This is a genomic window from Micrococcus lacusdianchii (assembly GCF_023155805.1).
Classification (GTDB): Bacteria; Actinomycetota; Actinomycetes; order Actinomycetales; family Micrococcaceae; genus Micrococcus; species Micrococcus lacusdianchii.
Genome location: NZ_JAKNUW010000011.1, coordinates 20,278 through 43,944, shown reverse-complemented (window position 1 = coordinate 43,944; position 23,667 = coordinate 20,278). Strand labels below are relative to the sequence as shown.

The following is a 23,667-nucleotide window of genomic DNA, read 5'->3' as shown; positions in this document are numbered from 1 at the left end:
CCGGGGCGGGCCGCGCCTGCCCCCGTGGACGGCGCCGTGGTACGCCGGTGGGACCAGGGTAGTCGCCTCCCCCCGGGCGGCGCCAGGTCAGCGCGGTCCCTCCGGGCCCGTCCGCGGCCGTCGCTCGAGCAGGGTCGCCGGGCGCAGGTCCAGGCCGGGGAAACGGCGGGCGACGGCGTCGGCCGCCTCCTCGGCCCGGGACCAGCCGACCTCGGCGGCAGGGTTCGGGCCGCCCTGCCCGCCCCCCGGCGACTCGAAGAGCGCCTCCTGGCCCTCGCCGCCCTCACCCGGCGCCCCGAGCCGCTCCGCGCGCACGCCCACGAGCCGCACGGGATGGGGCCGCTCCCGCAGCAGCGCGGCCACCAGCGGCCCCGCGTGCTCGTGGAGGACGTGGCCGGCGGCCGAGGGGCGGGGCAGCCGGCCTGTGCGGCTGCGCACCCGCTGCGCGGGGTCCTTGACGCGCACCGTCACCGCCCGGGCCTCGACGCCGGTCGCGCGCAGGCGCGCGGCCACGTGCAGGCTCAGGCGCAGCACCTCGCGGTCCACATCGGCCGGGTCCGTGGCGTCGACGTCGAAGGTGTGGTCCGCGCCGATGGTCTTGGCGTCCGCCCGCGGAGCGACCGGCCGCGGGTCCCGGCCCCAGGCGAGCGCGTGCCACTGCTCGCCCGCGGCGCCGAACCACCCGCGCAGCCGCGTGGGGTCGACGGCGGCCAGGTCGCCGATGGTGGCCACGCCCCGATCCCGCAGCCGCCGGGCCGCCTGCGGGCCGACGCCCCAGAGGTGGTCCACGGGGCGCGGGTGGAGGAACTCCAGGGTGCGCTCGGGCGGGACCACGAGCAGTCCCTCCGGCTTGGCGGCGGTGGAGGCCATCTTGGCCACGAACTTCACCCCGGCGGCCCCCACCGTGCACGGCAGGCCGAGCTCGGCCCGCACCCGCTCCCGCACGAGGCGCCCGATCCGCTCGGGCGGACCGAGCCGGCGTCGGGCGCCGGCCACGTCCAGGAAGGCCTCGTCCACACTCAGCTGCTCCCGGACCGCGGTGACCCGGTCGAACAGGGCCATGACCTCGGCGGAGACCTCCCGGTACAGCTGCTGGCGGGGCGGGACCACCACGAGGGGCGGGCAGAGGGCGCGGGCGTGCGCCAGCGGCATCGCTGAGCGCACCCCGTACGCGCGCGCCGCGTAGGAGGCGGAGAGCACCACGGAGCGTCCGTGCGGGGCCGCGACGGCGGCGGGGGCCCCGATCAGCTCGGGCCGCTCACGGAGCTCCACCGAGAGGAAGAAGGCGTCCATGTCCACGTGGAGGATGCTCGCCGCGGCCCGGGCCTGCTCCGACGGGCCGCTCGGCGGGGTCGAGGCACTCATCCCTCGACCCTACCGGCCGGCCGCTAGGGTGGCGGCATGCCGACCGAGCCCGCCACGACCGAGTCCGACTACCGCGCCGCCGTCGCCGCCCGGCTCGAGGAGATCCTCGCCGAGCACAGCGCCCACGCTGCCGGGATCCACCCGGCCGCCGCGCCGGCGGTGGAGGCCCTGGCGCGCCTGACGGGCGCCGGCAAGCGGCTGCGGGCGGTGCTGGTCTGGCTCGGCTGGCGGGCCGCGGGCGGGGCCGCGGACGACCCCCGCCCCGTCACCGCCGGTGCGGCGTTCGAGCTCTTCCAGGCCGCGGCCCTCGTGCACGACGACATCCTGGACCGCTCGGACACGCGCCGGGGCATGCCGAGCGTGCACCGGGCGTTCGAGGCACGCCACCGCGAGCTCGGGTGGCGCCACGACGCGGAGCACTTCGGGGTGGCCGCGGCCATCCTCGCCGGGGACGTGGCGCTGGCACTGAGCGACGCGACCTTCTCCCGCGCCCTCGAGGGCAGCGCCCGGCCGGAGCGTGCACGGGCGGAGATGGAGCGGATGCGCCTGGAGGTCATGCTCGGCCAGTACCTCGACGTGGCCGCGGAGATGGCCCCCGCCGCGGCCGACCCGCGGGGCGCCGAGCGCGCGGCGGCGGCGGTCGTCGAGTACAAGGCCGCGCGGTACTCCGCCGTGCACCCCCTCGCCTTCGGCGGCCTGATCGCCGGGGCGGACGACCCCCTCGTGGCCGCCTTCGAGCGAGTGAGCCTCCCGTTCGGGATCGCCTTCCAGCTGCAGGACGACCTGCTCGGCGTCTTCGGCGACCCGGGGACCACCGGCAAGCCGGCGGGCGACGACCTGCGCGAGGGCAAGCGGACGGTGCTGATCGCGCGCGCCTCGGCCCTGCTGCCCGCGGAGGAGGGGGACCGGCTGGACGCCGAGCTCGGCGAGCCGGACATGACCGCCGATCGGGTCCGCCACTGGCAGGACCGGCTGGACGCCGTGGGCGCACGCGCGTCCGTGGCGGAGGAGGTGGCCCGCCTCTCCCGGCAGGCCGAGGACGCCCTCGACGCCCTGGCGGACCACGGCGTGCCCGCCGCGGTGCGGGACGAGCTCAGTGCCCTGATCCGCGCCTATACGGTGCGTGCGGCCTGAGGTCGGCCCTCCTCCGCCAGCGCGGAGCGCGTCACCAGGCGAGGGCCTGCGCCCGGCGGCGGACCTCCGTCTTGTGGCCTTCACGCAGGGCGTCCACGGGGCGGCCCGGCAGGGACTCGTCCTCGGTGAAGAGCCAGCGCAGGGCCTCCTCGTCGTCGTACCCGGCGTCCTGGAGCAGCACGAGCGTCCCGCGCAGGGACTCCAGGACCCCCGTGCCGGTGAGGAACGCGGCAGGGACGGAGCGCACGGGCGGGGAGGGGCGGCGCACGGCCAGGAGGCGGCGCTCGGAGACCAGGTTGTGCACGCGCGTCACGCGGATGTCCAGGTGCTCGGCCACGTCCGGCAGGGTCACCCAGTCGCCCACGAGGGCGTCCAGGTCGGCGGGGATGGCGTCGGCGGGGATCGCGTCGGCGGTGGTCTCGGGGGCGTTCTCGGTGCTCACGCGGACACTGTACGCGGCCCGCCGCCGGCCCTCCCGGACGACGGCGTCGCCCGCCCGCCCCCTCGGGGGTCGTGCGGCGGGTCCTCTACCCTGGTGGGCATGAGCAGCTCGCGCCGGGACCCGCTGGTGGGCACCACCGTGGAGGACCGGTACGAGGTCCTGGACCGGGTGGCGCGCGGGGGCATGTCCACCGTCTATCGCGCACTGGACCGCCGGCTGGACCGGATGGTGGCCCTCAAGGTCATGCACCCCCACCTCGCAGAGGACCCCGCGCTCGTGGCCCGGTTCGAGCGGGAGGCCAAGACGACGGCCCGCATCTCCCACCCCCACGTCGTCGCCGTCCTCGACCAGGGTCACACCGTGGACGCGTCCGGGGACACGGTCGCCTATCTCGTGATGGAGTTCGTGCCGGGCCGCACCCTGCGCTCGGTGATCCGTGCCGAGGCCCCCCTGACCCCGCGCCGCGCGCTGGACCTGCTCATGCCCACCCTCGCCGGACTCGCCGCCGCCCATCGCGCCGGACTGGTCCACCGGGACGTGAAGCCGGAGAACGTGCTGGTCCGGGAGGACGGCCGCGTGACGGTGGCGGACTTCGGCCTCTCCCGCGCGGCCACGGGCCACACCTCCACCGGCCAGGCGGTGCTGGGCACGCCCGCCTACCTGGCGCCGGAGCACATCTCCGGGGAGCCGGCAGACACCCGGGCGGACGTGTACGCCGCCGGGATCCTCCTGTTCGAGCTCCTCACGGGTCGCCAGCCCTTCACAGCGGCCAGTCCCCTCCAGGTGGCCTACCGGCACCTGCACGAGCGTGTGCCGGTGCCCTCCAGCCTGGTCCCCGGGCTCGCGGAGCGCCTCGACGACCTCGTGCTGTGGTGCACCGAGCCGGATCCCCGGGACCGCCCCCAGGACGCAACGGCCCTGCTCGACGCGCTCGAGCGGGTGCGGGCCGGCCTGTCGGACGTCGAGCTCGACCACAGGCCGCCGCCCGAGGCCCGGGAAGACGAGGGGCCCGGGCCCGAGGACCCTGGCCCCCGGGACGGGACCGGCGGGCAGAAGGCCTCGGAGACCGTACCGGTGCCCCGGCATGCGCTCGCCACCACCGGCGCCCTCGACGACGACGCGACCCGCACCCTGCCCGTCGGGATCGTCGCGGCACCGGTCGCGCCGGCCCCCGGCGCCCCGGCGCCGCGCCGAGCCGGCGTCCCGGCCGCGGACGGTGCCACCGGTCATGCGCCCGACCGCACCGGCGGGGGCCGCCCGCCGAGCGCCCGGGCGCACCGCCGGTCCGCGCGGGAGCCCCTCGAGCGGCTGGGCGCCGGCGTCGGCCGGACGGTGGCGATCGGAGCGGCCGTCACGCTCCTGCTCACCGGCGTGGCCCTGCTCCTGGGGTTCACCCTCGGGGCCGGCGGCCTCGGCGGGCCCGCCGGGACGGTGGTCCCTCCCCTCACCGGACTGGACCAGGCCGATGCCCGCGCCCGCCTCGCCCACGCCGGTCTCACCGCCCAGGTCACCACGCGCCACGACGAACGCCTGTCCGACGGCGTGGTGCTGGCCACCGAGCCCGCGGTCGGCGCCACCGTCGACGGCAGCTCCCCCGTCGCGCTGACGGTGTCCGCCGGTCCGGCGCCCGTCCCGGCCCCGGATCTGACCGGTCTGACGGTGAGGGCGGCCCACCGTGCCGCGGACGAGGCCGGGCTGGACGTCCACGTGCATGAGCGCCGTGCGGACCGCACCACGCCCGCCGGCACCGTGGCGGCCCAGGACACGGCCCCGGGCACGCTCCTGCGGCCGGGCGCCGCGTTGTCCGTGGTCGTCTCCCTGGGGGCGGCGACGCACGCGATGCCGCCCGTCGTCGGACTGACGGCCGCCGAGGCGCGCACCCGCCTGACGGACGCCGGACTCGTGGTGCACGTCGACGGCCCCTCGCACGGCACCGCCCGGGTCACCGCCCAGGGGACCCCCGCGGCTACCCTCCTGCCGGAGGGGTCGCACGTGCGGATCGCCGTGGGCTGACCGGCCCCGCGGACGACGTCGGCCCCGCACCGTACCCGGTGCGGGGCCGACGTCCTGCCCGGCCGAGGGCGGTCAGCCGCGGTGCGGGTGCGCCAGGGCGTCGGTGACCTTGAAGGCCAGCTCGAGCGACTGCTGGTGGTTCAGGCGCGGGTCGCACAGGGTCTCGTAGCGGGCGTCGAAGTCCGCCTCCGCCACGGGGTCTGCGCCGCCGACGCACTCGGCGACGTCGTCGCCGGTGAGCTCCACGTGGATGCCGCCGGGGTGGGTGCCGAGGCCGCGGTGGACCTCGAAGAAGCCGGACACCTCGTCCATGACGTCCTCGAACCGGCGTGTCTTGTAGCCGTTGGCGGCCGTGACGGTGTTGCCGTGCATCGGGTCGGTGACCCACACGGGCTGCAGACCCTCGCCCTGCACGCCCGCGACGATCCCGGGGAGCACGTCCCGGATCTTCGAGGCGCCCATCCGGGCGATGAACGTGAGCCGGCCCGGCTCGCGCTCAGGGTCGAGCCGGTCCGCGAGCGCGCGGACATCGTCCACCGTGGTGCTCGGGCCCAGCTTGACGCCGATCGGGTTGCGCACACGGGAGAGGAAGTCCACGTGGGCGCCGTCGGCCTCGCGGGTGCGCTCACCGATCCAGAGGAAGTGCGCGCTCGTGGCGTAGGGCGTGCCGGTCCGGGAGTCGAGTCGGGTGAGGGCGCGCTCATAGTCGAGCAGCAGGGCCTCGTGCGCGGCATAGAACTCGGTGCGGCGCATGGCCTCGAAGTCCGCCCCGGCGGCGGCCATGAACCGCACGGCCCGATCGATCTCGGCGGCGATCCGCTCGTACTGCTTGTGAGCAGGGTTCTCCATGAAGCCGCGGTTCCACTGGTGGACGCTGCGCAGATCGGCGAAGCCGCCCTGCGTGAAGGCCCGGACGAGGTTCAGCGTGGAGGCGGCCGTGTGGTACGCCGTCACCATCCGCCGGGCGTCGTGCCGGCGGGCCTCCTCCGTGAACTCGAAGCCGTTGACGATCTCCCCGCGGAAGCTCGGCAGCGTCACGCCGTCCCGGGTCTCGGTGTCCGAGGAGCGGGGCTTCGCGTACTGGCCGGCGATCCGGCCCATCTTCACCACGGGCATGGAGGCGCCGTAGGTCAGCACGGCGGCCATCTGCAGGATGGTCTTCACGCGCGCCGAGATGCGGTTGGCGGTGGACCCGGCGAAGGTCTCGGCGCAGTCGCCGCCCTGGAGCAGGAACGCCTCGCCGCGGGCGACGTCGGCCAGGCGGGTGCGCAGCACGTCCACCTCGCCGGCGAACACGAGCGGCGGGACCTGGCTCAGCTCGGCGACGGCGGCGCGGTAGTCGGCCTCATCCGCCCAGGTGGGCGCCTGCCGGACCTCGAGGTCCCGCCAGGTGTCGAGGGCGGGGTCGGGCGCGGCACCCTCGGAGATGGCGGTGCCGAAGGCCAGGATCTGGTCGCGGGGGTCCTCATGCATGGGTCCAGCCTAGGGCCGGCCGGACCGGCGGTCCGGAGCATGACCCCGGCGGTCCGCAGTGTGAGACCGACGTCAGTCCCGGCCGGAGCGCGGCGGCGCGGCCACGCGGCCGGCCTTCACGTCCGCGGCATAGACGTCCACGTACTCCTGACCGGAGAGCCGGCGGATCGCCTCCATGATCTCGTCTGTGACCTCCCGCAGCACCCGGTGGTCGGTCGCGGACTCCGTGCGACCGGAGAAGTCGAGGGGCTCGCCGAAGATCATCCCGAGCCGGCGGGGGGTGGGCAGGGTCCGGCCGATCGGCTGGACGCGGTCCGTGCCGATCATGGCGATCGGCACCACGGGGGCGCCGGAGGCCAGCGCCATCTTCGCGACGCCGATCTTGCCGCGGTACAGGCGCCCGTCAGGGCTGCGGGTGCCCTCCGGGTAGATGCCCAGCAGCTTCCCCTCGCGCAGGCAGCCCAGGCCGGCCTCGAGGGAGCGCAGGGCGGCCTGGCCCCCGGAGCGGTCCATGGGGAGCTGGTTGGTGGCCTGGAAGAACTTCTTGGTCACCCAGCCCTTGGGGCCGGGACCGGTGAAGTACTCCTGCTTGGCCAGGAAGTGCACCTGACGGTCCAGCATGGCCGGCATGAACACGGAGTCGGAGACGGAGAGGTGATTGCTGGCGAGGATCGCCGGCCCCTCGGCGGGGACATGGGCACGGCCCTTCACCCAGGGGCGGAACACGAGCCGGGTGGCGGGGGCCACCACGAACGTCTTGGCGGACCAGTAGAACGTGGACACGGGAAGGGGCCTCTCTCGACGTCGGCGGCGACGCGCCCCATCCTATGCACGGGGCCTAGGCTCATGCGCATGCTTCTCCCCCCGTTCCCTCGCCTCCGTCCCGCCTCCGCCTCCCCCGCCCCCTCCGGGGCTGTGGACGTCCCCGAAGCCCAACGGCCGTTCCGACTGCCCGCCGCCGGACGTCCCGACGTCGCCGTCGTGGTCCTGCACGGCTTCACCTCCGGCCCGGCGTCGGTGCGCGCCTGGGCCGAGGGCATGGCCGAGAGCGGGTGCGCCGTGCGGGTGCCCCTGCTGCCCGGCCACGGCACCCGCTGGGAGGACCTGGCCGCCACGGGCGCGGACCGGATCCGCGCGGCGGTGCGCGCGGAGGTGGACGCCGCGCTCGCCGAGCACCGGCACGTCGTCGTGGCCGGGATCTCGATGGGCGGGGCGCTCGCCCTCGACGCCGCCGCCCACCGGCCCGTGGCCGCGGCCCTCGTGGTCAACCCGGCGCTGCGCTTCCGCAACCCGCTGGCCCACGCCGCCCCTCTGCTGCGCCACGTGGTCCCCACGCTGCCGGCCATCGCCGGTGACATCGCCGACCCCGAGGCACAGGAGATCGCCTATGAGTGCACTCCCGTGGGCGGAGTGGCCGCGCTGGGCCGCATCCAGCGGGCCGCCGAGCGGGGCCTGGGGCGGATCACGTCACCTGTCACCGTCTTCCGCTCGGCGCAGGACGCCGTCGTGCCGGAGGCGAGCCACCGGGCCCTCCTGCGCGGGCTGACCCGGGCGCCCGTGGACGTGGTTCCCCTGCCCCGCAGCCGACACATGGCCACCCTCGACCTCGACCTGCCCCTGCTGATCGCGGGGAGCCGAGACGCGGTCACCCGGGCCGTGCGGCGTGCCTGAGGCCGGGCGCCCCGGCACGGGGGGCACATGTCCCCACGGATGCCGATAGGATGGCGTGACACCGATCACACCCAGCCTCCGGCAGGGCGCGCCGTTCCCGCGCGCCCGTCCTGCCGGGGCACGACCTCCTGGAGTACCCATGCGCCACATCGCCGAGCCGGCCCACCCGACGCTCTCCCCCGACACCGCCCTGACCGATGCCCTCGCCCGTCAGGCCGCCGAGCACCCGGACCGCCCGCTGTTCGCCTCGCCCGTGCCCGGCGGCGAGGGCGAGGCCGCCTGGCGCGATGTGACGGCCGCCGAGGCCTGGGCCCGGGTCCAGGGGTATGCCCGCGGTCTGGTGGCAGCCGGCGTGGGCCCCGGCGACCACGTGGCGATCATGGCCTCCACTCGGCTCGAGTGGACCCTCGTGGACTACGCCATCTGGGCCGCCGGTGCCGTCACGGTGCCGGTCTACGAGACGTCCTCGCCCTCGCAGGTGGCCTGGATCTTCAAGGACGCCGGCGTGTGCGCCGCCGTCGTCGACACCCCGGAGCGCGCCAAGATCGTGGGCGACGCCGTCCACCGCGAGGGCCTGCCTGCCCTGTGCGGCCTGTGGACCATGGACCCCGCCGGTGCCGAGCCCGGCGCGGGCCTGGCCGAGCTGAGCACCGAGGAGGGCGGGGACGAGGTCCTCGCAGAGCGGCGGGCCGGCCTCGCCCTGGACTCCCTGGCCACCGTGATCTACACCTCCGGCACCACGGGCCGGCCCAAGGGCTGCGAGCTGACGCACGCCAACTTCGCGGAGCTCGCCCACCAGACGCTCTCCTCCTCCCTCGGCGAGGTGGTCGGCCCCGACTCGTCGACGGTGCTGTTCATCCCCCTGGCGCACGTGTTCGCCCGCTTCGTGTCCGTCCTGACTGTGGAGGCCGGGGCCCGGTGCGGCCACGTCGCGGACCTCGCGCGCCTCTCCGAGTCGATGGAGAGCTTCCGTCCGACCTTCCTGCTCGCCGTGCCGCGCGTGTTCGAGAAGATCTACAACGCGGCGCTGCTCAAGGCGCAGGCCGGTGGGAAGGGGGCGATCTTCGAGCGCGGTGCGGACGTGGCGGTCCGGTGGTCGAAGGCGCTCGAGGACGGCAGGGTGAGCATGCCGCTGCGGGCCCAGCGCGCGTTCTACTCTGCGCTGATCTACCGTCGGATCCGCGCCGCCATGGGGGGGGCCCTGCAGTACGCGGTCTCCGGTGGCGGCCCCCTCTCCCCCGACCTGGCGCACTTCTTCCGGGGGGTGGGCGTCACGATCCTCGAGGGCTACGGCCTCACCGAGACCACCGCCCCCGTGACCGTCGGCCGCCCGAGGCAGCTCCGCATCGGCACCGTGGGCCGCCCGCTGGGCGGCAACGAGATCCGGATCGACGACGACGGCGAGATCCTCACACGCGGCACCTCGCTGTTCCGCGGCTACCGCAATCGCCCCGAGGCGAACGAGGAGGCCTTCACCGAGGACGGCTGGTTCCGCACCGGCGATCTGGGCTCCCTGGACGAGGAGGGCTTCCTGCGCATCACGGGCCGGAAGAAGGAGATCATCGTCACCGCCGGCGGCAAGAACGTGGCCCCGGGGCAGCTGGAGGACGCGATCCGCTCCGACGCCCTCATCTCGCAGGTGATGGTCGTGGGCGACGCGAAGCCCTTCGTCGCGGCGATCGTCACCCTGGACGCGGACACCCTGCCCGCGTGGCTGGCCGCCCGCGGCCTGGACCGTGACCTCGACGTCGCGGCGGCGGCGCGGGAGCCGAAGGTCCGCGAGCACGTGCAGTCCGTGGTGGACCGGGCCAACGGGACGGTGTCGAAGGCCGAGGGCATCCGTGAGTTCCGCATCCTCGACCGGGACTTCTCCGCGGAGGAGGGTCACATGACGCCCTCTCTGAAGATGCGTCGGGCCGCCATCCTCAAGGACTTCTCCGCCGTCGTGGAGGACATCTACTCGGGCTCGCGGCCGTCCTGATCCGGTCGCCTCGGAGCGGCCCCGTGCCCGGTGACCTCCATGGCCGCCGGGCACGGGGCCGCGGCCTCAGAGGCGTCCGGAGTCCGGGACGTCGAGGCCGAGCAGGGCGTTCTCCACGACCTCGCTCAGGGCCGGGTGCGGCCAGTACTGGCCGCGGGCGAGGGTGTGGGCGTCGATGTCGAAGGACATCGCGGTGACGAACGTCTGGACGAGGTTCGCCGCGTCGTGCCCCATCAGATGGGCGCCCAGGATCCGGCCGGTCGCCCGTTCGGCGACCACCGTGCAGATGCCCTCCGTGTCCTCCATGGCCCACCCATAGGCCACGTCCCCGAAGGCCTGCTCCTTGACCGTGACCGCGTCCTCGCCCAGCCGCGCGACCGCCTGCTCCGCCGTGAGGCCGACGGAGGCGATCTGCGGACGGGTGAACACCGCGGCGGGCACCGGACCCAGGGTGTTCTCCCGGAGGTCGTCCGGGTGCTCGAGGTTGTGCGCCACCACGCGCGCCTCGTGGTTCGCGACGTGCTTGAGCTGCCACGTGTTCGCCACGTCGCCCAGCGCGTACACCCCGGGCACCGGGCGGCCAGCGGACAGGACCCGCTGGGCCGCGTCGACCGCCAGCACGCCGTCCGCCGCGACGTCGTAGCCGGCCTCCGCCGCGGCCAGGCGGTCCGTGTTGGGCACACGGCCCGTGGCCAGGAGCACGGCGTCCGCCTCGACCTCCGGCTCGTCCGCGCCCGTGTGCTCGATGCCGGGTGCCGGGTCCAGGCGCACCGTGACCCACCCCTCGGCGGCCCGGTCCGGGTCCGCGACGGGCTCGATCCCCGCGAGGGTCCACCCCGTCCGCAGGTCCCACCGGCGGGCGGCGATCTCCGTGAACCGGTCCGAGATCGTGGCGTCGTGCTGGCGCAGCAGACGCGGGCTCCGGTTGACCAGCACGACCTCGGTGCCCAGGGCGGAGAAGACGGAGGCGAACTCGGCGGCGATGAATCCGCCCCCGACCACCACGAGGCGGCGCGGCTGACGGGACACGCGCATGATCGTGTCCGAGGTGTGCACGGAGGGCAGGTCCGTGCCGGTCACGTCAGGGACCCAAGGCCGGGACCCGGCCGCGACGACCACCTGCTCGCCACGGAGCACGCGGCCGGACGCGGTGGTCAGCTCCTTCGGGCCGGTGAAGCGGGCCTCCTCGGCCACCACCTCGGTGTGGGCCAGCACGTCCCGCCGGTACCGGAGACCGGCGTCGCTGATGGCGTCCACCCGGCCGAAGATGCGGTCGCGGATGCCCACGAAGTCGGCGCCCTCGAACCGCAGGTCCACCCCGAGGCGCTCGCCCTCGGCGGGGGCGTCCGCCAGCTGGGCGGGGTAGGCGTACATCTTCGTGGGGATGCAGCCCCGGTTCAGACAGGTGCCCCCGAACGGTCCCGCGTCCACGATGGCCACCCGCCGCCCCTCCCAGTGCTCGGTGACGAGTGAGTTCCCGGAGCCGGAGCCGATGATGATCAGGTCGAAGTCCTCTGCAGTGGCCATGGGCCCAGCATAGGAGACGGCCCGGACGCCTCAGGCGTCCGGGCCGTCTCCGGGCGGGCGCGGGTCAGCCGAGCTCGAGGAGCAGGTCGCCTCCCTGGACCGGGGTGACGCCCTGCACCACCACGCGGCGGACCATGCCCGCGACGGGGGCGGTGATGGCCGCCTCCATCTTCATGGCCTCGATGGTGGCCACGGGCTGGCCGGCGTCGACCGTGTCGCCCTCAGCGACCTGGACGGTCACCGAGCCCGCGAAGGGGGCGGGGACCTGGCCCGCGACGCCGGGGTCGGCCTTCTCCGCCTGGCGGACCGTGGACTCGACGGAGCGGTCGCGCACCTGCACCTGGCGGAGCTGGCCGTTCAGGGCGATCATCGCGGTGCGCACGCCCTTCTCGTCCGGTTCGGACACCGACTGCAGCGCGGCGATCAGGCGCACGCCTCGCCCCAGGGACACGATGTGCTCGCGGCCCGGCACCAGCCCGTACAGGAAGTCGCGGGTGTGCAGCGTCGAGGTGTCGCCGAACTCCTCGCGGTGCGCGTGGAACTCCCGGGTCGGGCCGGGGAAGAGCAGCCGGTTCAGCGCGTCCCGGCGGGGCGCGCCGGGCTCGGCGAGGGCGGCGGCGTCCGCCGTGGAGACCTCGGCCATGCCGGCACCCTCCCGGCGGCCCTGCAGGGCGCGCGTGCGGAAGGGCTCGGGCCAGCCGCCGGGCGGGTCGCCCAGTTCGCCGCGCAGGAACCCGATCACCGAGTCCGGGAGGTCGAAGTCCTGCGGGCGCTCCTGGAACTCCGCCGGGTCCACCCCGGCGCCCACGAGCTGCAGGGCCAGGTCGCCCACCACCTTGGACGACGGGGTCACCTTCACGAGGTGGCCCAGCATGTCGTCCGCGGCGGCGTACATGGACTCGATCTGCTCGAACCGCTCCCCCAGGCCGAGCGCGATCGCCTGCGTGCGCAGGTTGGACAGCTGCCCACCGGGGATCTCGTGGTGGTAGACCCTGCCCGTGGGGGCCTTCAGCCCCGCCTCGAAGGGGGCGTAGATCGAACGCACGGACTCCCAGTACGGCTCCATCGCGGTGGCCGCCTCGAGGGAGAGGCCGGTGTCCCGCTCGGTGTGCTCGAGGGCGGCGACGAGCGCCGACAGCGGCACCTGGCTCGTGGTGCCGGCCATCGAGGCGGCGGCGGCGTCCACCGCGTCCACGCCCGCCTCAGCGGCCGCAAGCAGGGTGGCCAGCTGGCCGCCGGCGGTGTCGTGCGTGTGCAGGTGCACGGGCAGGTCGAACTCGGCGCGCAGGGCGGTGACGAGCTCGCGCGCGGCGGCGGGCCGCAGCAGGCCGGCCATGTCCTTGATCGCCAGGACGTGGGCGCCGGCGTCGACCATCCGGCGGGCGAGGCCCAGGTAGTAGTCGAGCGTGTAGAGCGTCTCCTGGGGATCCGTCATGTTGCCCGTGTAGCACAGGGCCGCCTCGGCGACCGCGGTCCCCGTGGCACGCACGGCGGCGATGGCGGGAATGATCTGGTCGACGTCGTTGAGGGCGTCGAAGATGCGGAACACGTCCACGCCCGTGGCCGCGGCCTCGGCGACGAACGCGTCCGTCACCTCGGTGGGATACGGCGTGTAGCCCACCGTGTTGCGCCCGCGCAGCAGCATCTGGATCGGGATGTTCGGCAGCTCGGCGCGCAGCAGGGCGAGGCGCTCCCAGGGGTCCTCGTGGAGGAATCGCAGGGCGACGTCGTACGTGGCGCCGCCCCAGGCCTCCACGGACAGCAGGTCCGGCAGGGTGTGGGCGACGGCGGGTGCGGCCGCCAGCAGGTCGCGGGTGCGGACACGGGTGGCCAGGAGCGACTGGTGGGCGTCGCGGAAGGTGGTGTCCGTGACGGCCAGAGCGGTCTGTTCGCGCAGGGCTGCGGCGAACCCCTCCGGGCCCTTCTGGAGGAGCACCTGACGCCAGCCGTCCGGCGGCGTGGCAGCGGGGTTGCGGCTCGGGCCGTCGAAGGGCGATCGGTCCGGCTCGTGGCGCTTGTCCCCGGGGTGGCCGGGCAGGCGGTCACGGGGGTCGATGCCCTCGACGCGCGGGCCGTGCGGCTGGTTGACGGTCACATCCGCGAGGTACTGCAGGGCCTTGGAGCCCCGGTCCTGGGAGCGGTTCACCGCCGCCAGCTCGGGGTGCGCGTCGATGAAGTCCGTGGCCACGTCGCCCGCCAGGAACTGCGGGTCGTCCAGCACGTTCATGAGGAACGGGATGTTGGTTGTCACGCCGCGCACGCGGAACTCGGCGAGAGCGCGGCGGGCGCGGCGGACGGCCGTCTCGTAGTCGCGCCCGCGGCACGTGAGCTTCACGAGCATGGAGTCGAAGTGGGGGCTGATCTCGGCGCCCGCGTAGATGGTGCCGCCGTCCAGACGGACGCCGGAGCCGCCCGCGGAGCGGTAGGCGGTGATGGTGCCGGTGTCCGGGCGGAACCCGTTGGCGGGGTCCTCGGTGGTGATGCGGCACTGCATCGCGAAGCCGCGCACCTGCAGGGTGTCCTGCGTGATGCCCAGGTCGGCGAGAGTCGCCCCGGCGGCGATGCGCAGCTGCGCCGAGACGAGGTCCACGTCCGTGACCTCCTCGGTCACGGTGTGCTCCACCTGGATCCGGGGGTTCATCTCGATGAACACGTGCTGGCCCGCACGCTCGCCCGCGGTGTCCACGAGGAACTCCACCGTGCCCGCGTTGACGTAGCCCATCTCCTTGGCGAACGCGACGGCGTCCCGGTGCAGGGCCTGGCGGATCCCCTCGTCCAGGTGCGGGGCGGGGGCCATCTCGATGACCTTCTGGTGGCGGCGCTGCAGCGAGCAGTCGCGCTCGAACAGGTGCACCACGTTCCCCTCGGCGTCCGCGAGGATCTGCACCTCGATGTGGCGCGGACGGAGCACGGCCTGCTCGAGGAAGACGGTGGGGTCACCGAAGGCGGTGTCCGCCTCGCGCATGGCGGCCTCGAGGGAGTCGCGCAGGTCCTCGCGGCGCTCGACGCGGCGCATGCCACGCCCGCCGCCGCCGGCCACCGCCTTGACGAAGATCGGGAAGCCGATGGCCTCGGCCTGCCCCATCAGCCAGTCGACGTCCGCGCTGGGTTCGGAGGAGTCCAGGGTGGGGATCCCGGCCCGCTTGGCCGCGCGCAGGGCCTCCACCTTGTTGCCGGTGAGCTCCAGGACGTCGGCCGGCGGGCCGACGAAGGTGATGCCGTTCTCCGCGGCCGCGCGGGCGAGGTCCGCGTTCTCGGAGAGGAAGCCGTAGCCGGGGTAGATGGCGTCGGCGCCGACGTCCTTGGCCACCCGGATGACCTCGTCCACGTCCAGGTACGCCCGGACGGGGTGCCCCTCCTCACCGATCCGGTAGGCCTCGTCGGCCTTCTGACGGTGGATGGAGTTGCGGTCCTCGTAGGGGAACACGGCCACGGTGCGGGCACCGAGCTCGTTGCAGGCACGGAAGGCGCGCACGGCGATCTCACCGCGGTTGGCCACCAGGACCTTGGAGAAGACGGGAGCCGTGCCGGTCGCGGCCGGACGACCCGCGTCGTTGCGGGGGGTGTCGGGATCCAAGGGGAGACTCATGCTACAAGTCTGGCACATCCCCTGCTGAGCGCCGGAGAGCGGCGTCACATGGACGATCCGGGTCCGCCTCCCCGCCCACGCTCCACAGGCACCGACGGCGCCGCCCGGCCAGGGCGGCGCCGTCGTGATGGGTGCGGGCTCAGGAGGCCGCGCGCGCCGCCTGACGGCCGCGGCGGGCGGAGAGCTCGTCCTCGGCGGCGGAGGGGCCCAGCAGCTCGCTGGGCAGCTCAGCGAGGCTGCCCTCGACCTCGCGCCACACGCGGCCCACGGCGATGCCGAAGACGCCCTGGCCGCCCTGGACCAGGTCCACGACCTCGTCGGCAGACGTGCACTCGTACACCGAGGCCCCGTCGCTCATCAGGGTGATCTGGGCGAGGTCCTCGACCCCCCGCTCGCGCAGGTGCGCCACGGCGGCGCGGATCTGCTGAAGGGAGACGCCGGTGTCCAGCAGGCGCTTGACCACCTTGAGGACCAGGATGTCCCGGAAGGAGTACAACCGCTGGGTGCCGGAGCCGGCGGCGCCACGGACCGTCGGCACCACGAGGTCCGTGCGCGCCCAGTAGTCCAGCTGACGGTAGGTGATCCCGGCGGCCTTGCACGCGGTCGGGCCGCGGTAGCCGACGTCGCCGTCCGGGGTGGTGGTGTCGTCGTCGAAGAGACGTCCCTGTCTGCCGTCGATGCCGAGGGGCAGACCAGGTCCTGCATGCGGTGTCACTGAGGAGACCTCCTGGTCGGTGGCCCCATGGGGGTGACCGTCTCCGCCCGTCCTCCTCCGGTGACCGTGGAGGGGCGGTGGCGGGCACGGCCGGGGCCTTCTGGTCGACGGTACGGGCCGCAGGGGGCCGGGTCAACGACGTCGGCCGCCCCGGCCCCCGGCGTGTCGCGCCGGGCGTCCCGGGACGGCGGGCCGGCTCAGGCGAAGTCTTCGGGGGCCACGCCGTCCAGGAACGCCCGGAAGTCGTCGAGCGCTGTCTCCTCGTCCTCCTCGGGGCTCCCGTCCGCGCCCCGGGCGGGCAGGCCTGCCTCGGCGAGGACCTCCGGGGCGCACAGCACCGGGGCCTGCGCCCGCAGGGCCAGGACCACGGCATCCGAGGCCCGCGCGTCCACGTGCGTTCCGCCCCGCAGCTCGAGGGACGCGTGGACCACCCCGTCCACCACTGCCGTGAGGCGCACCGCCTCCAGGCGCCCCCCGAGCGCCGCCACCGTCTCGAGCAGCAGGGCGTGGGTCAGGGGGCGCGGGCTCGGCAGCCCCTCGAGGGCCAGGGCCGCCGCGGCAGCCTCCGGGGCTCCGACCCACAGGGGGACGACGGTGTCCCCCGGCGGGTCCAGGAGCAGCACCACATGCTGCTGGGCGGGAAGCTCCACGCGCACGCCCAGCACCGTCAGGGGGACGTCCGCCGGGGTCCCGGGGCCGGTCGCCTCAGTCATCCCACTGCTCCAGGCCCCCGTGCACGAGGGCGGAGTGCAGGCGAAGGCAGGCGTCGGCGATCCCGCGCGCCGTCTGCGCCGTGCGCTCCCGGGTTCCGGCGTCCCGGCGCGAGGCCAGGGTCGCCACGGCGCGCTCCACGAGGCTGAGCTCCCGGTCGGCGGCCGCACGGAAGGGCCGCAGGTGGCGGGGCTCGATCCCGTGGTCCGCCAGGGCGACGGCGGCCCGGGCCACCGCGAGCGCGGCCGCCGGGTGCAGGCCCTCGGCGTCGCGGGGCAGCAGCGCGTACTGGTCGAGCTCGCCGATCAGCCCCTCGGAGGCGCCGGACTCCTGGGCCAGCTCGGCACGGGTCCATCGGCGTGCGGGGTCCGTCATCCTCCGGCCCAGGCGCTCGGCCTCGACGTGGGACGGGGCGGCCTCGAGGACGGCGGGACGCTCCCCGCGGTCCAGTGCCTCCAGGTGCTCACGGATCACCCGCAGCGGCAGGAACCGGTCCCGTTGGAGCGTCAGGACCAGACGCATGCGGTCCACGTCCGCGGCGCGGTAGCGCCGGTAGCCGGCCGACGTGCGCTGCGGGGTCACCAGTCCGCGGTCCTCGAGGAACCGCACCTTGGACGCGCTCACGCCCGGGAACGCCGGCTCCAGGGCGGCGACCACCTCCCCGATGCCGAGGGTCCGGACGGTGTCCTCGGCCGCGCGCGGCCCGTGCCCGGCGGGGTCCACGGTCCCTCTCAGGCCTGCGCGGCCGCGTGGTAGGAGAGGCGGTAGCGCCCGATGCGCAGCTCCATGCCGGAGCGGAGCCGGACGTCGTCGACCCGGTCCCCGTTGACGTAGGTCCCGTTGAGGGATCCCAGGTCCACGAGGTGGTGGCCGCCTTCCACGGCACGCAGCTCGACATGACGGCGGGAGACGGTCACATCGTCGAGCAGGATGTCCGCGTCCGGATGGCGCCCCACGCTCACCACGGGGGTGTCGAGGAGGAACCGGGCGCCGGCGTCGGGGCCGGCGTGGACCACCAGCAGCGCCGCGCCGGCCGGCAGGGCACGGATGGCCGCGAGGGCCTCCGGGCCGAGGGCGGTCTCGCCGGCCGGGGCGAGGTCGGTGAGGCTGATCGAGGAGGTGTGGAGGCCTGGCTCGTGTCCGGGGTGCGTCATGGGGTGGACTCCTGTGGAGATGCGGACACGCGCCCGGTCCCACCGGGCGCGCGCCTGAGACGGCACCGCCCCGCCGACGGTCGACGAGGCGGTGGGAGTGGTGGTTCAGCTGACGTGCGAGGCGTAGCCCTCGGCGTCCATCAGGGAGTCGAGCTCGGACTCGTCCGAGAGGGTGACCTCGAACAGCCAGCCGCCCTCGTAGGGGGCGGAGTTGACCAGGCCGGGCTCGCCGTCGAGGTCCTCGTTCACGGCGGCCACGGTGCCGGAGACCGGGGAGATGACGTCCGAGACGGACTTGGTGGACTCCACCTCGCCGACGGCGGCACCGGCCGCGACCTCCGAGCCGACCTCGGGGAGGTCGACGTAGACCACGTCGCCCAGGGCGTCCTGGGCGAAGTCGGTGATGCCCACGCGGACGACGCCGTCGGCGTCGGCCTTCTGCAGCCACTCGTGGTCGGCGGAGTACTTCAGGCCATCAGGGATGCTGCTCATGGGTGGGTCCCCTTCTCGGTGGTCGGACTGGTGGTGTCGGTCTGCAGGCTACCGAGCGGGCCGCATGCGGCGCCAGCGCCCGGGCGTCGCGCCGTCACAGCACGCCGCGCATGCCGCGGCGCACCGGGCGGGCGATCGCCAGCATCACGAGTCCGACGCCCACGGTGACGGCGCCGATGGTGCCGAAGTAGCCCACCTCGTTCTGCTCCGAGTAGGAGCCGGCCAGGGAGCCTGCCAGGGCCGTGCCCAGGGCGACGGACAGGTTGTACAGCGACACCATCATCACCGGGAAGCTGCGCGGGGCGACCTTGGTGGCCAGGGAGAGGCCCACCGGGGAGACGAGCAGCTCGCCCATGGTGCAGACGAAGAGGATCAGCGTCAGCCACAGCAGCGGCACGGCGACGACGTCGGCCACCGGGATGAACAGCAGGAAGGCGATGCCGATCAGGACGATGCCGATGCCGAACTTCACCGGGGTGACGGGCTGGCGGGTGCCCAGCTTGGTCCACAGCGCGGCGAACACCGGGGCGAACACGATGATGAAGATCGGGTTGATGGAGTTGACCCACTCCATGGGCATGAGCCAGCCGAACAGGTTCCGGTCGAGGCGGTGCTCGGAGTACAGCGCGATCACGGTGAACTGCTGCTGGAACAGGGCGAAGAACACGGACGTGCCGATGAACAGCGGGATGAACGCCTTCACGCGGGAGCGCTCCTCCTCCGAGACCTTCGTCGAGGTCAGCAGGACGGCGAAGATCGTGATGGCCGCGACGGCGGCGAGCACGACGACGGCGTCGGAGAGGTTGTCCAGGGTGATGACGCCCGTGAGGAACAGGACCACGACGACGGCGACCAGCCCCAGGCCGATCAGGCCCCAGCGGCCGTACTGCGACCGCGGCAGCGGGTCCGGGACCCGGTGCACGTCCGTGGGCAGGTTCTTGCGGGTCAGGGCGTACTGCGCCAGGCCGATGGCCATGCCGGCGGCGGCGAGGCCGAAGCCGACGTGGAAGCCCAGCGTGTCGCGAGCCAGGCCGGTGAGCAGCGGGCCGAAGAGGGCGCCGATGTTCACGCCCATGTAGAAGATGGAGAAGCCGGCGTCGCGCTTGGGGTCCTCGCGGGAGTACAGGGAGCCGACGAGGTTCGTGGCGTTGGCCTTGAGGCCGCCCGAGCCGACGGCGACGAGCACGAGGCCGAGGGCCAGCCCCGGGACGCCCGGGACGAGGGCCAGCGCGATGTGGCCGAACATGATCCCGACGGCGCTGACGAACATGGTGCGCTCGGAGCCGAGCAGGCGGTCGGCGACCCAGCCGCCGAGGATGCAGAACACGTACACCATGCCGCCGTAGGCGCCGACGATGCCCGTGGCCACGGCCGGATCGATCCCGAGGCCGCCCTCCGCGGCGGTCCAGGACATGTAGTACACGAGCATGGCCTGCATGCCGTAGAAGGAGAAGCGCTCCCACAGCTCCACGGAGAACAGGTTCGCCAGCGGGCCGGGCTGGCCGAGGAACGGGCGGCCGCGCCAGTCGGGGGTGGCGTCGTCGGGACGGGTGGCCGTCGACGCCGCCACGCGGGCGGGCGGCTCGACGTCGGGCACGCGGCCCGCGAGAGGATTCTGGGGATTTTCCACCGACCTACTGTCCTCCTCCGAGGGAGTCAGGGCAAACTCCCTGCCCGATGACGTCGATCACATCCGCTGCCCGGGCGTGGCCTTCCAGGACATCACGCCCCTGCTCGCCGACGCCCGCGCCCTGAGGGCGTGCGTCGAGGCGCTGGTGGCGCCGTTCGAGGGGTGCTGCGACCTCGTGGCCGGCCTCGAGGCCCGCGGGTTCCTGCTCGACGACGTCCTCGCCACGGGCGGCACCCGCGCCGCCGGCCGACGGCTCATCGAGGCGCGGGGCGCGGAGGTGGTGGGCGCGGCCTGCCTGCTGGAGCTCACGACCCTCGGCGGCCGGGCCGTCGTGCCGGACGCGCACGTGCTGTTCGCAGCCTGAACCGCCCCGCCTCACCCGATGGGGAGCGGTGGCAGAGGCAGCCCGGGCCCCGGGTACGACGAAGCCGGAGCCCTGCGCTGCAGGACTCCGGCTTCGTCGACGTGGTCGGGCTAGCGGGATTTGAACCCACGACCTCTTGACCCCCAGTCAAGCGCGCTACCAACCTGCGCCATAGCCCGTGATCGGACGCGGGTGACCGCGTCTTTCGCACCAGATGAGTGTAGCGCATGAGCGCCGTCTCGGACGAATCGACGTCGGCGCCGACGGGGCGGAGACGGGACCCCGCTCTCCCTGGACCTGCACCCGGGCACGAACAAGGGGCCCACGTCCTCTTCGTGGACATGAACCCCTCATCCCTGTTCCGGGGACGACCCGACCGAGAGTCCCCCGGCTTCCACCCCGGCCTCACTTGGAGCGCCGGAGCGGGAGGTCTGCCGCCATCCGTCGATCGCCACCTCAGAGGCGCCCGCCGACGGACAGTCACGCGTACAGCAGAAAGCTATCACGCCGCGACAGGCCGCGGACACCCCCTCAGGGATGCGACCGCGGCGCGCGTCTCGCCCTTCGGCTCAGAAGGTGAAGGAGCGGTCCCCCACGCGGAACTCGACGTCCTCCAGATCCGGGACGCTGTCCCGCACGCGGTCTGCGGCCTCCTCCAGCCGGCGCTCGAGCTCGGCGGGGTCCTGGGGCAGTGCCCCCTCCGCCAGGTCCACGACCATGTCCCGGCCCTCCCGGCCGGTCTGCTCGACCTGCTCGGCGGAGGGGATGTCCGGCAGCGAGTCCACGGCCTCGCGCGCCGCCTCCTCAGCCCCGGAACCAAGGGAGGACACCGCCTCCTCGGCACGCCCCACCGCGCTGGACACGGCCGCGCCGGCCTGGCTGCGCAGCTCCTCGGTGTCCGGGATCCGGTCCACCTCGTCCTGGAGGGTGTCGATCCGCGCCTCGGCACTCGAGAGGCGCTCCTCGGCGCTGCTGAGGGACTCGCGCAGCTCGGCCGTCTCCTCGTCCGCGCCGCAGCCGGTGAGCAGCAGGGCGGCGGCGGCCAGGGCGCCGAGGGAGGCGAGGGTGCGGGGGCGGTGCGTCGTCGTCATGGCCCCCAGGGTAGGGGCCCGGCCTGGATGGCGCCTGGACCGGGCCCCCGCTTCCGCGCTCAGCGCCGGCGGGCGCGCTTCTCCCGGATGCGCATGCCGATCTCGATGGGCGTCCCCTCGAAGCCGAAGGTCTCGCGCAGGCGTCGCACGATGAACCGGCGGTAGCCCGGGTCCAGGAAGCCGGTCGTGAACAGCACGAACGTGGGCGGGCGGGTGGAGGCCTGGGTCGCGAACAGGATGCGCGGCTGCTTGCCGCCCCGCAGCGGATGCGGGTGCGCCGCGACCAGCTCGCCCAGGAACGCGTTCAGCTTGCCGGTGGGGATGCGCCGGTCCCAGGACTCCAGGGCCGTGTCCAGCGCGGGCACGAGGCGGTCCTTGTGCCAGCCGGTGAGCGCGGAGATGTTCACGCGCGGCGCCCACGCCACGTGGGCGAGGTCCCGGTCGATCTCCTTCTCCAGCTGGTGACGGCGCTCCTCGTCCATCTGGTCCCACTTGTTGTAGGCCAGCACGAGGGCGCGGCCGGATTCCAGGGCGAGCTGGATGATGCGCACGTCCTGCTCGGAGACCACATGGGGTGCCTCCAGCAGCACGACGGCCACCTCGGCGCGGTCCATGGCCGCGGCGGTGCGCAGGGACGCGTAGTAGTCCGCGCCGTGCGCCATGTGCTGACGGCGCCGGATGCCGGCGGTGTCTACGAAGCGCCACAGCCGCCCGCCCAGCTCCACGAGCTCGTCCACGGGGTCGCGCGTGGTGCCGGCCAGGTCGTCCACCACCACGCGGTCCGCCCCGGCGAGCTTGTTCAGCAGCGAGGACTTGCCGACGTTCGGCCGGCCCACGAGGGCCACCCGCCGAGGACCGCCGCGCGGGACGAGCCCGCCGAACGCGGACTCCTCGGGCAGCTCCGCCAGCACGGCGTCCAGCAGGTCGGCCACGCCGCGCCCGTGCACACCGGAGACCGGGTACGGGTAGCCGAAGCCCAGGGACCACAGGGCGGCGGCGTCGGCCTCCTGGACCGCGTCGTCGACCTTGTTGGCGGCCACGATCACGGGGCGGCCCTTGCGGCGCAGCATGGACACCACGGCCTCGTCCGTGGCCGTCATGCCCACGGTGGAGTCCACCACGAACAGCACGACGTCGGCCACGTCCACGGCCAGCTCGGCCTGGTCGGCCACCCGGCGGTGGATGCCCTTGGCGTCGTGCTCCCAGCCGCCGGTGTCCACCACCGTGAACGTCCGGCCGTTCCACTCCGCCTCGTAGGAAACGCGGTCGCGGGTCACGCCCGGCACGTCCTCCACGACGGCCTCGCGCCGGCCGATGATGCGGTTCACCAGCGTGGACTTGCCCACGTTGGGCCGGCCCACCACGGCGAGCACGGGCGGGGCGGGGGCGTCGGCACCGGGGCCGTCCTCGTCCTCCCAGTCCTCGAGGAGGGCGGTGTCGTCCTCCTCGAGGTCGTAGTCGCCGAGGCCGGCGCGCAGCGAGGCCGCCCGGGCCTCCGCCTCCTCGTCGGTCATGGCGGCCAGGCGCTCGGCGACCTGGTCCTCCCCCGCGGGGGTGTAGTCCTCGTCCTCGGGGCGGTGCGTCGTCTCGCTCATCGTCCCTGTCCCTTCACGGCCGGGAGCCCGGCCTGGTCCTCGACGGCGGCCAGGACGGCCGCCACGGTCTGCTCGAAGTCGAGCTCGGTGGAGTCCACGAGCGCCACGCCCTCGGCGGGGCGGTCGAACGTGGACACGGTGGAGTCCTGTGCGTCGCGGCCCGCCACCTGGCGGTGCAGGGTCCCGGCGTCGCGCTCCCCCGCGCCGGCCCGGCGCAGCTGGCCCGAGCGCCGCGCCAGGCGCGCCTCCTCGGAGGCGGTGAGCAGGACGCGCGCGTGGGCGTCCGGGGCCACCACGGTGGTGATGTCCCGGCCCTCGGCCACCATGCGGCCGGCCGCGGCGATCGCCTCGCGCTGCCGGCGCCGGAGCTCCTCGCGCACGGGGATGACGACGGCGACCGTGGAGACGGTCTCGGTGACGCGGTCCTCACGGATCGCCGCCGTGACGTCCACGCCGCCGACGGCGACGCGCTCGACGTCCGGGTCCGTGGACTGGTCCAGGTCCATGGCGCGGGCCGCGGCCGCGATCGCGTCGACGTCGTGCAGGTCCACTCCCTCCTGGAGCACGGACCACGCCACGGCGCGGTACATGGCGCCCGTGTCCAGGTACGCGGCGCCCAGGCGGCGCGCCACGGCCTTGGACACGGACGACTTCCCGGACCCGGAGGGCCCGTCCACGGCCACCACGAGGGCGGCCGGCTGCGCGGTGTTCTCGGTCATC

The 23,667-nt window shown here is 74.5% G+C and carries 20 protein-coding genes and 1 tRNA gene; 5 read left to right on the top strand and 16 right to left on the bottom strand.

All coding sequences use genetic code 11. From position 1 onward, the window contains the following. Window positions 1-87: 87 nt before the first annotated feature. Complete coding sequence (dinB, locus tag MA879_RS08240; protein WP_248125030.1) at window positions 88-1,365, bottom strand: DNA polymerase IV; 1,278 nt, start codon at window positions 1,363-1,365, stop codon at window positions 88-90. 36 nt (window positions 1,366-1,401) lie between these two features. Here dinB and MA879_RS08235 point away from each other — a divergent pair, with 36 nt between their 5' ends. Then, on the top strand, window positions 1,402-2,499 hold the full coding sequence (locus MA879_RS08235; RefSeq protein ID WP_248125022.1) for a polyprenyl synthetase family protein: 1,098 nt from the start codon (window positions 1,402-1,404) through the stop codon (window positions 2,497-2,499). A gap of 31 nt (window positions 2,500-2,530) precedes the next feature. On the opposite strand, the gene MA879_RS08230 is transcribed toward MA879_RS08235, so the two are convergent. Then, on the bottom strand, window positions 2,531-2,902 hold the full coding sequence (locus MA879_RS08230; RefSeq protein ID WP_248125141.1) for an Rv2175c family DNA-binding protein: 372 nt from the start codon (window positions 2,900-2,902) through the stop codon (window positions 2,531-2,533). Window positions 2,903-3,040: 138 nt separating this feature from the next. Here MA879_RS08230 and pknB point away from each other — a divergent pair, with 138 nt between their 5' ends. Beyond that, entirely contained in the window at window positions 3,041-4,954 is a 1,914-nt protein-coding gene (gene pknB, locus MA879_RS08225; protein ID WP_248125021.1) for a Stk1 family PASTA domain-containing Ser/Thr kinase, read from the top strand. A gap of 72 nt (window positions 4,955-5,026) precedes the next feature. Here the strand turns inward: pknB and MA879_RS08220 are convergent, their stop codons facing one another. Together MA879_RS08220 and MA879_RS08215 are read right to left on the bottom strand one after the other, a co-directional pair. Next, complete coding sequence (locus MA879_RS08220) at window positions 5,027-6,427, bottom strand: class II 3-deoxy-7-phosphoheptulonate synthase (protein WP_248125020.1); 1,401 nt, start codon at window positions 6,425-6,427, stop codon at window positions 5,027-5,029. Between the two features lie 72 nt (window positions 6,428-6,499). Then, complete coding sequence (locus MA879_RS08215) at window positions 6,500-7,210, bottom strand: lysophospholipid acyltransferase family protein (RefSeq protein WP_248125019.1); 711 nt, start codon at window positions 7,208-7,210, stop codon at window positions 6,500-6,502. Between the two features lie 69 nt (window positions 7,211-7,279). Between MA879_RS08215 and MA879_RS08210 the strand changes: the two genes are divergently transcribed. Both MA879_RS08210 and MA879_RS08205 read left to right on the top strand, forming a co-directional pair. Next, window positions 7,280-8,098 (top strand): alpha/beta hydrolase, encoded by an 819-nt coding sequence (locus MA879_RS08210; protein WP_248125018.1) that lies wholly within the window; start codon window positions 7,280-7,282, stop codon window positions 8,096-8,098. A 139-nt stretch (window positions 8,099-8,237) separates the two neighbouring features. Beyond that, the gene (locus MA879_RS08205; RefSeq protein ID WP_248125017.1) at window positions 8,238-10,079 is read left to right on the top strand and encodes an AMP-dependent synthetase/ligase; all 1,842 of its coding nucleotides are present in this window, start codon (window positions 8,238-8,240) and stop codon (window positions 10,077-10,079) included. Between the two features lie 66 nt (window positions 10,080-10,145). Here MA879_RS08205 and MA879_RS08200 read toward each other — a convergent pair whose 3' ends face one another. From MA879_RS08200 to MA879_RS08165, 8 genes are all read right to left on the bottom strand, one after another. Further along, window positions 10,146-11,606, bottom strand: coding sequence for a mycothione reductase (locus tag MA879_RS08200; protein WP_248125015.1), 1,461 nt, complete (start codon window positions 11,604-11,606; stop codon window positions 10,146-10,148). A 64-nt stretch (window positions 11,607-11,670) separates the two neighbouring features. Beyond that, window positions 11,671-15,195 carry a pyruvate carboxylase gene (locus MA879_RS08195; RefSeq protein WP_248125013.1) on the bottom strand — a complete coding sequence of 1,175 codons (3,525 nt, stop codon included), beginning with the start codon at window positions 15,193-15,195 and terminating at the stop codon, window positions 11,671-11,673. Window positions 15,196-15,334: 139 nt separating this feature from the next. Beyond that, window positions 15,335-15,910: a MerR family transcriptional regulator gene (locus MA879_RS08190; protein WP_418001231.1), complete on the bottom strand. Its 576-nt coding sequence runs from the start codon at window positions 15,908-15,910 to the stop codon at window positions 15,335-15,337. 197 nt (window positions 15,911-16,107) lie between these two features. Then, window positions 16,108-16,623, bottom strand: a complete 516-nt coding sequence (locus MA879_RS08185; protein WP_282447739.1) for a bifunctional nuclease family protein — start codon at window positions 16,621-16,623, stop codon at window positions 16,108-16,110. After that, window positions 16,616-17,344 (bottom strand): transcriptional regulator FtsR, encoded by a 729-nt coding sequence (ftsR, locus tag MA879_RS08180; RefSeq protein ID WP_248125003.1) that lies wholly within the window; start codon window positions 17,342-17,344, stop codon window positions 16,616-16,618. The genes MA879_RS08185 and ftsR overlap by 8 nt, the downstream gene beginning before the upstream one ends. Window positions 17,345-17,352: 8 nt before the next feature. Beyond that, a complete protein-coding gene (locus MA879_RS08175; RefSeq protein ID WP_248125001.1) occupies window positions 17,353-17,775 on the bottom strand; it encodes an FHA domain-containing protein in 423 nt (140 codons plus the stop codon). 105 nt (window positions 17,776-17,880) lie between these two features. Further along, on the bottom strand, window positions 17,881-18,267 hold the full coding sequence (gcvH, locus tag MA879_RS08170) for a glycine cleavage system protein GcvH (protein WP_248124991.1): 387 nt from the start codon (window positions 18,265-18,267) through the stop codon (window positions 17,881-17,883). 94 nt (window positions 18,268-18,361) lie between these two features. Then, a complete protein-coding gene (locus MA879_RS08165; protein ID WP_248124989.1) occupies window positions 18,362-19,897 on the bottom strand; it encodes a peptide MFS transporter in 1,536 nt (511 codons plus the stop codon). Window positions 19,898-19,904: 7 nt separating this feature from the next. On the opposite strand from MA879_RS08165, the gene MA879_RS08160 reads away from it, so the two are divergent. Then, window positions 19,905-20,261, top strand: a complete 357-nt coding sequence (locus MA879_RS08160) for a type I phosphoribosyltransferase (RefSeq protein WP_418001235.1) — start codon at window positions 19,905-19,907, stop codon at window positions 20,259-20,261. 102 nt (window positions 20,262-20,363) lie between these two features. Here the strand turns inward: MA879_RS08160 and MA879_RS08155 are convergent. From MA879_RS08155 to cmk, 4 genes are all read right to left on the bottom strand, one after another. Further along, window positions 20,364-20,440 (bottom strand) — tRNA-Pro (locus MA879_RS08155). Window positions 20,441-20,830: 390 nt separating this feature from the next. Then, window positions 20,831-21,352, bottom strand: a complete 522-nt coding sequence (locus tag MA879_RS08150; RefSeq protein ID WP_248124987.1) for a hypothetical protein — start codon at window positions 21,350-21,352, stop codon at window positions 20,831-20,833. Window positions 21,353-21,411: 59 nt separating this feature from the next. Further along, on the bottom strand, window positions 21,412-22,947 hold the full coding sequence (gene der, locus MA879_RS08145) for a ribosome biogenesis GTPase Der (RefSeq protein ID WP_248124985.1): 1,536 nt from the start codon (window positions 22,945-22,947) through the stop codon (window positions 21,412-21,414). Next, complete coding sequence (gene cmk, locus MA879_RS08140) at window positions 22,944-23,666, bottom strand: (d)CMP kinase (protein ID WP_248124983.1); 723 nt, start codon at window positions 23,664-23,666, stop codon at window positions 22,944-22,946. Before cmk ends, der begins: the two co-directional genes overlap by 4 nt. Window position 23,667: the final 1 nt, after the last annotated feature.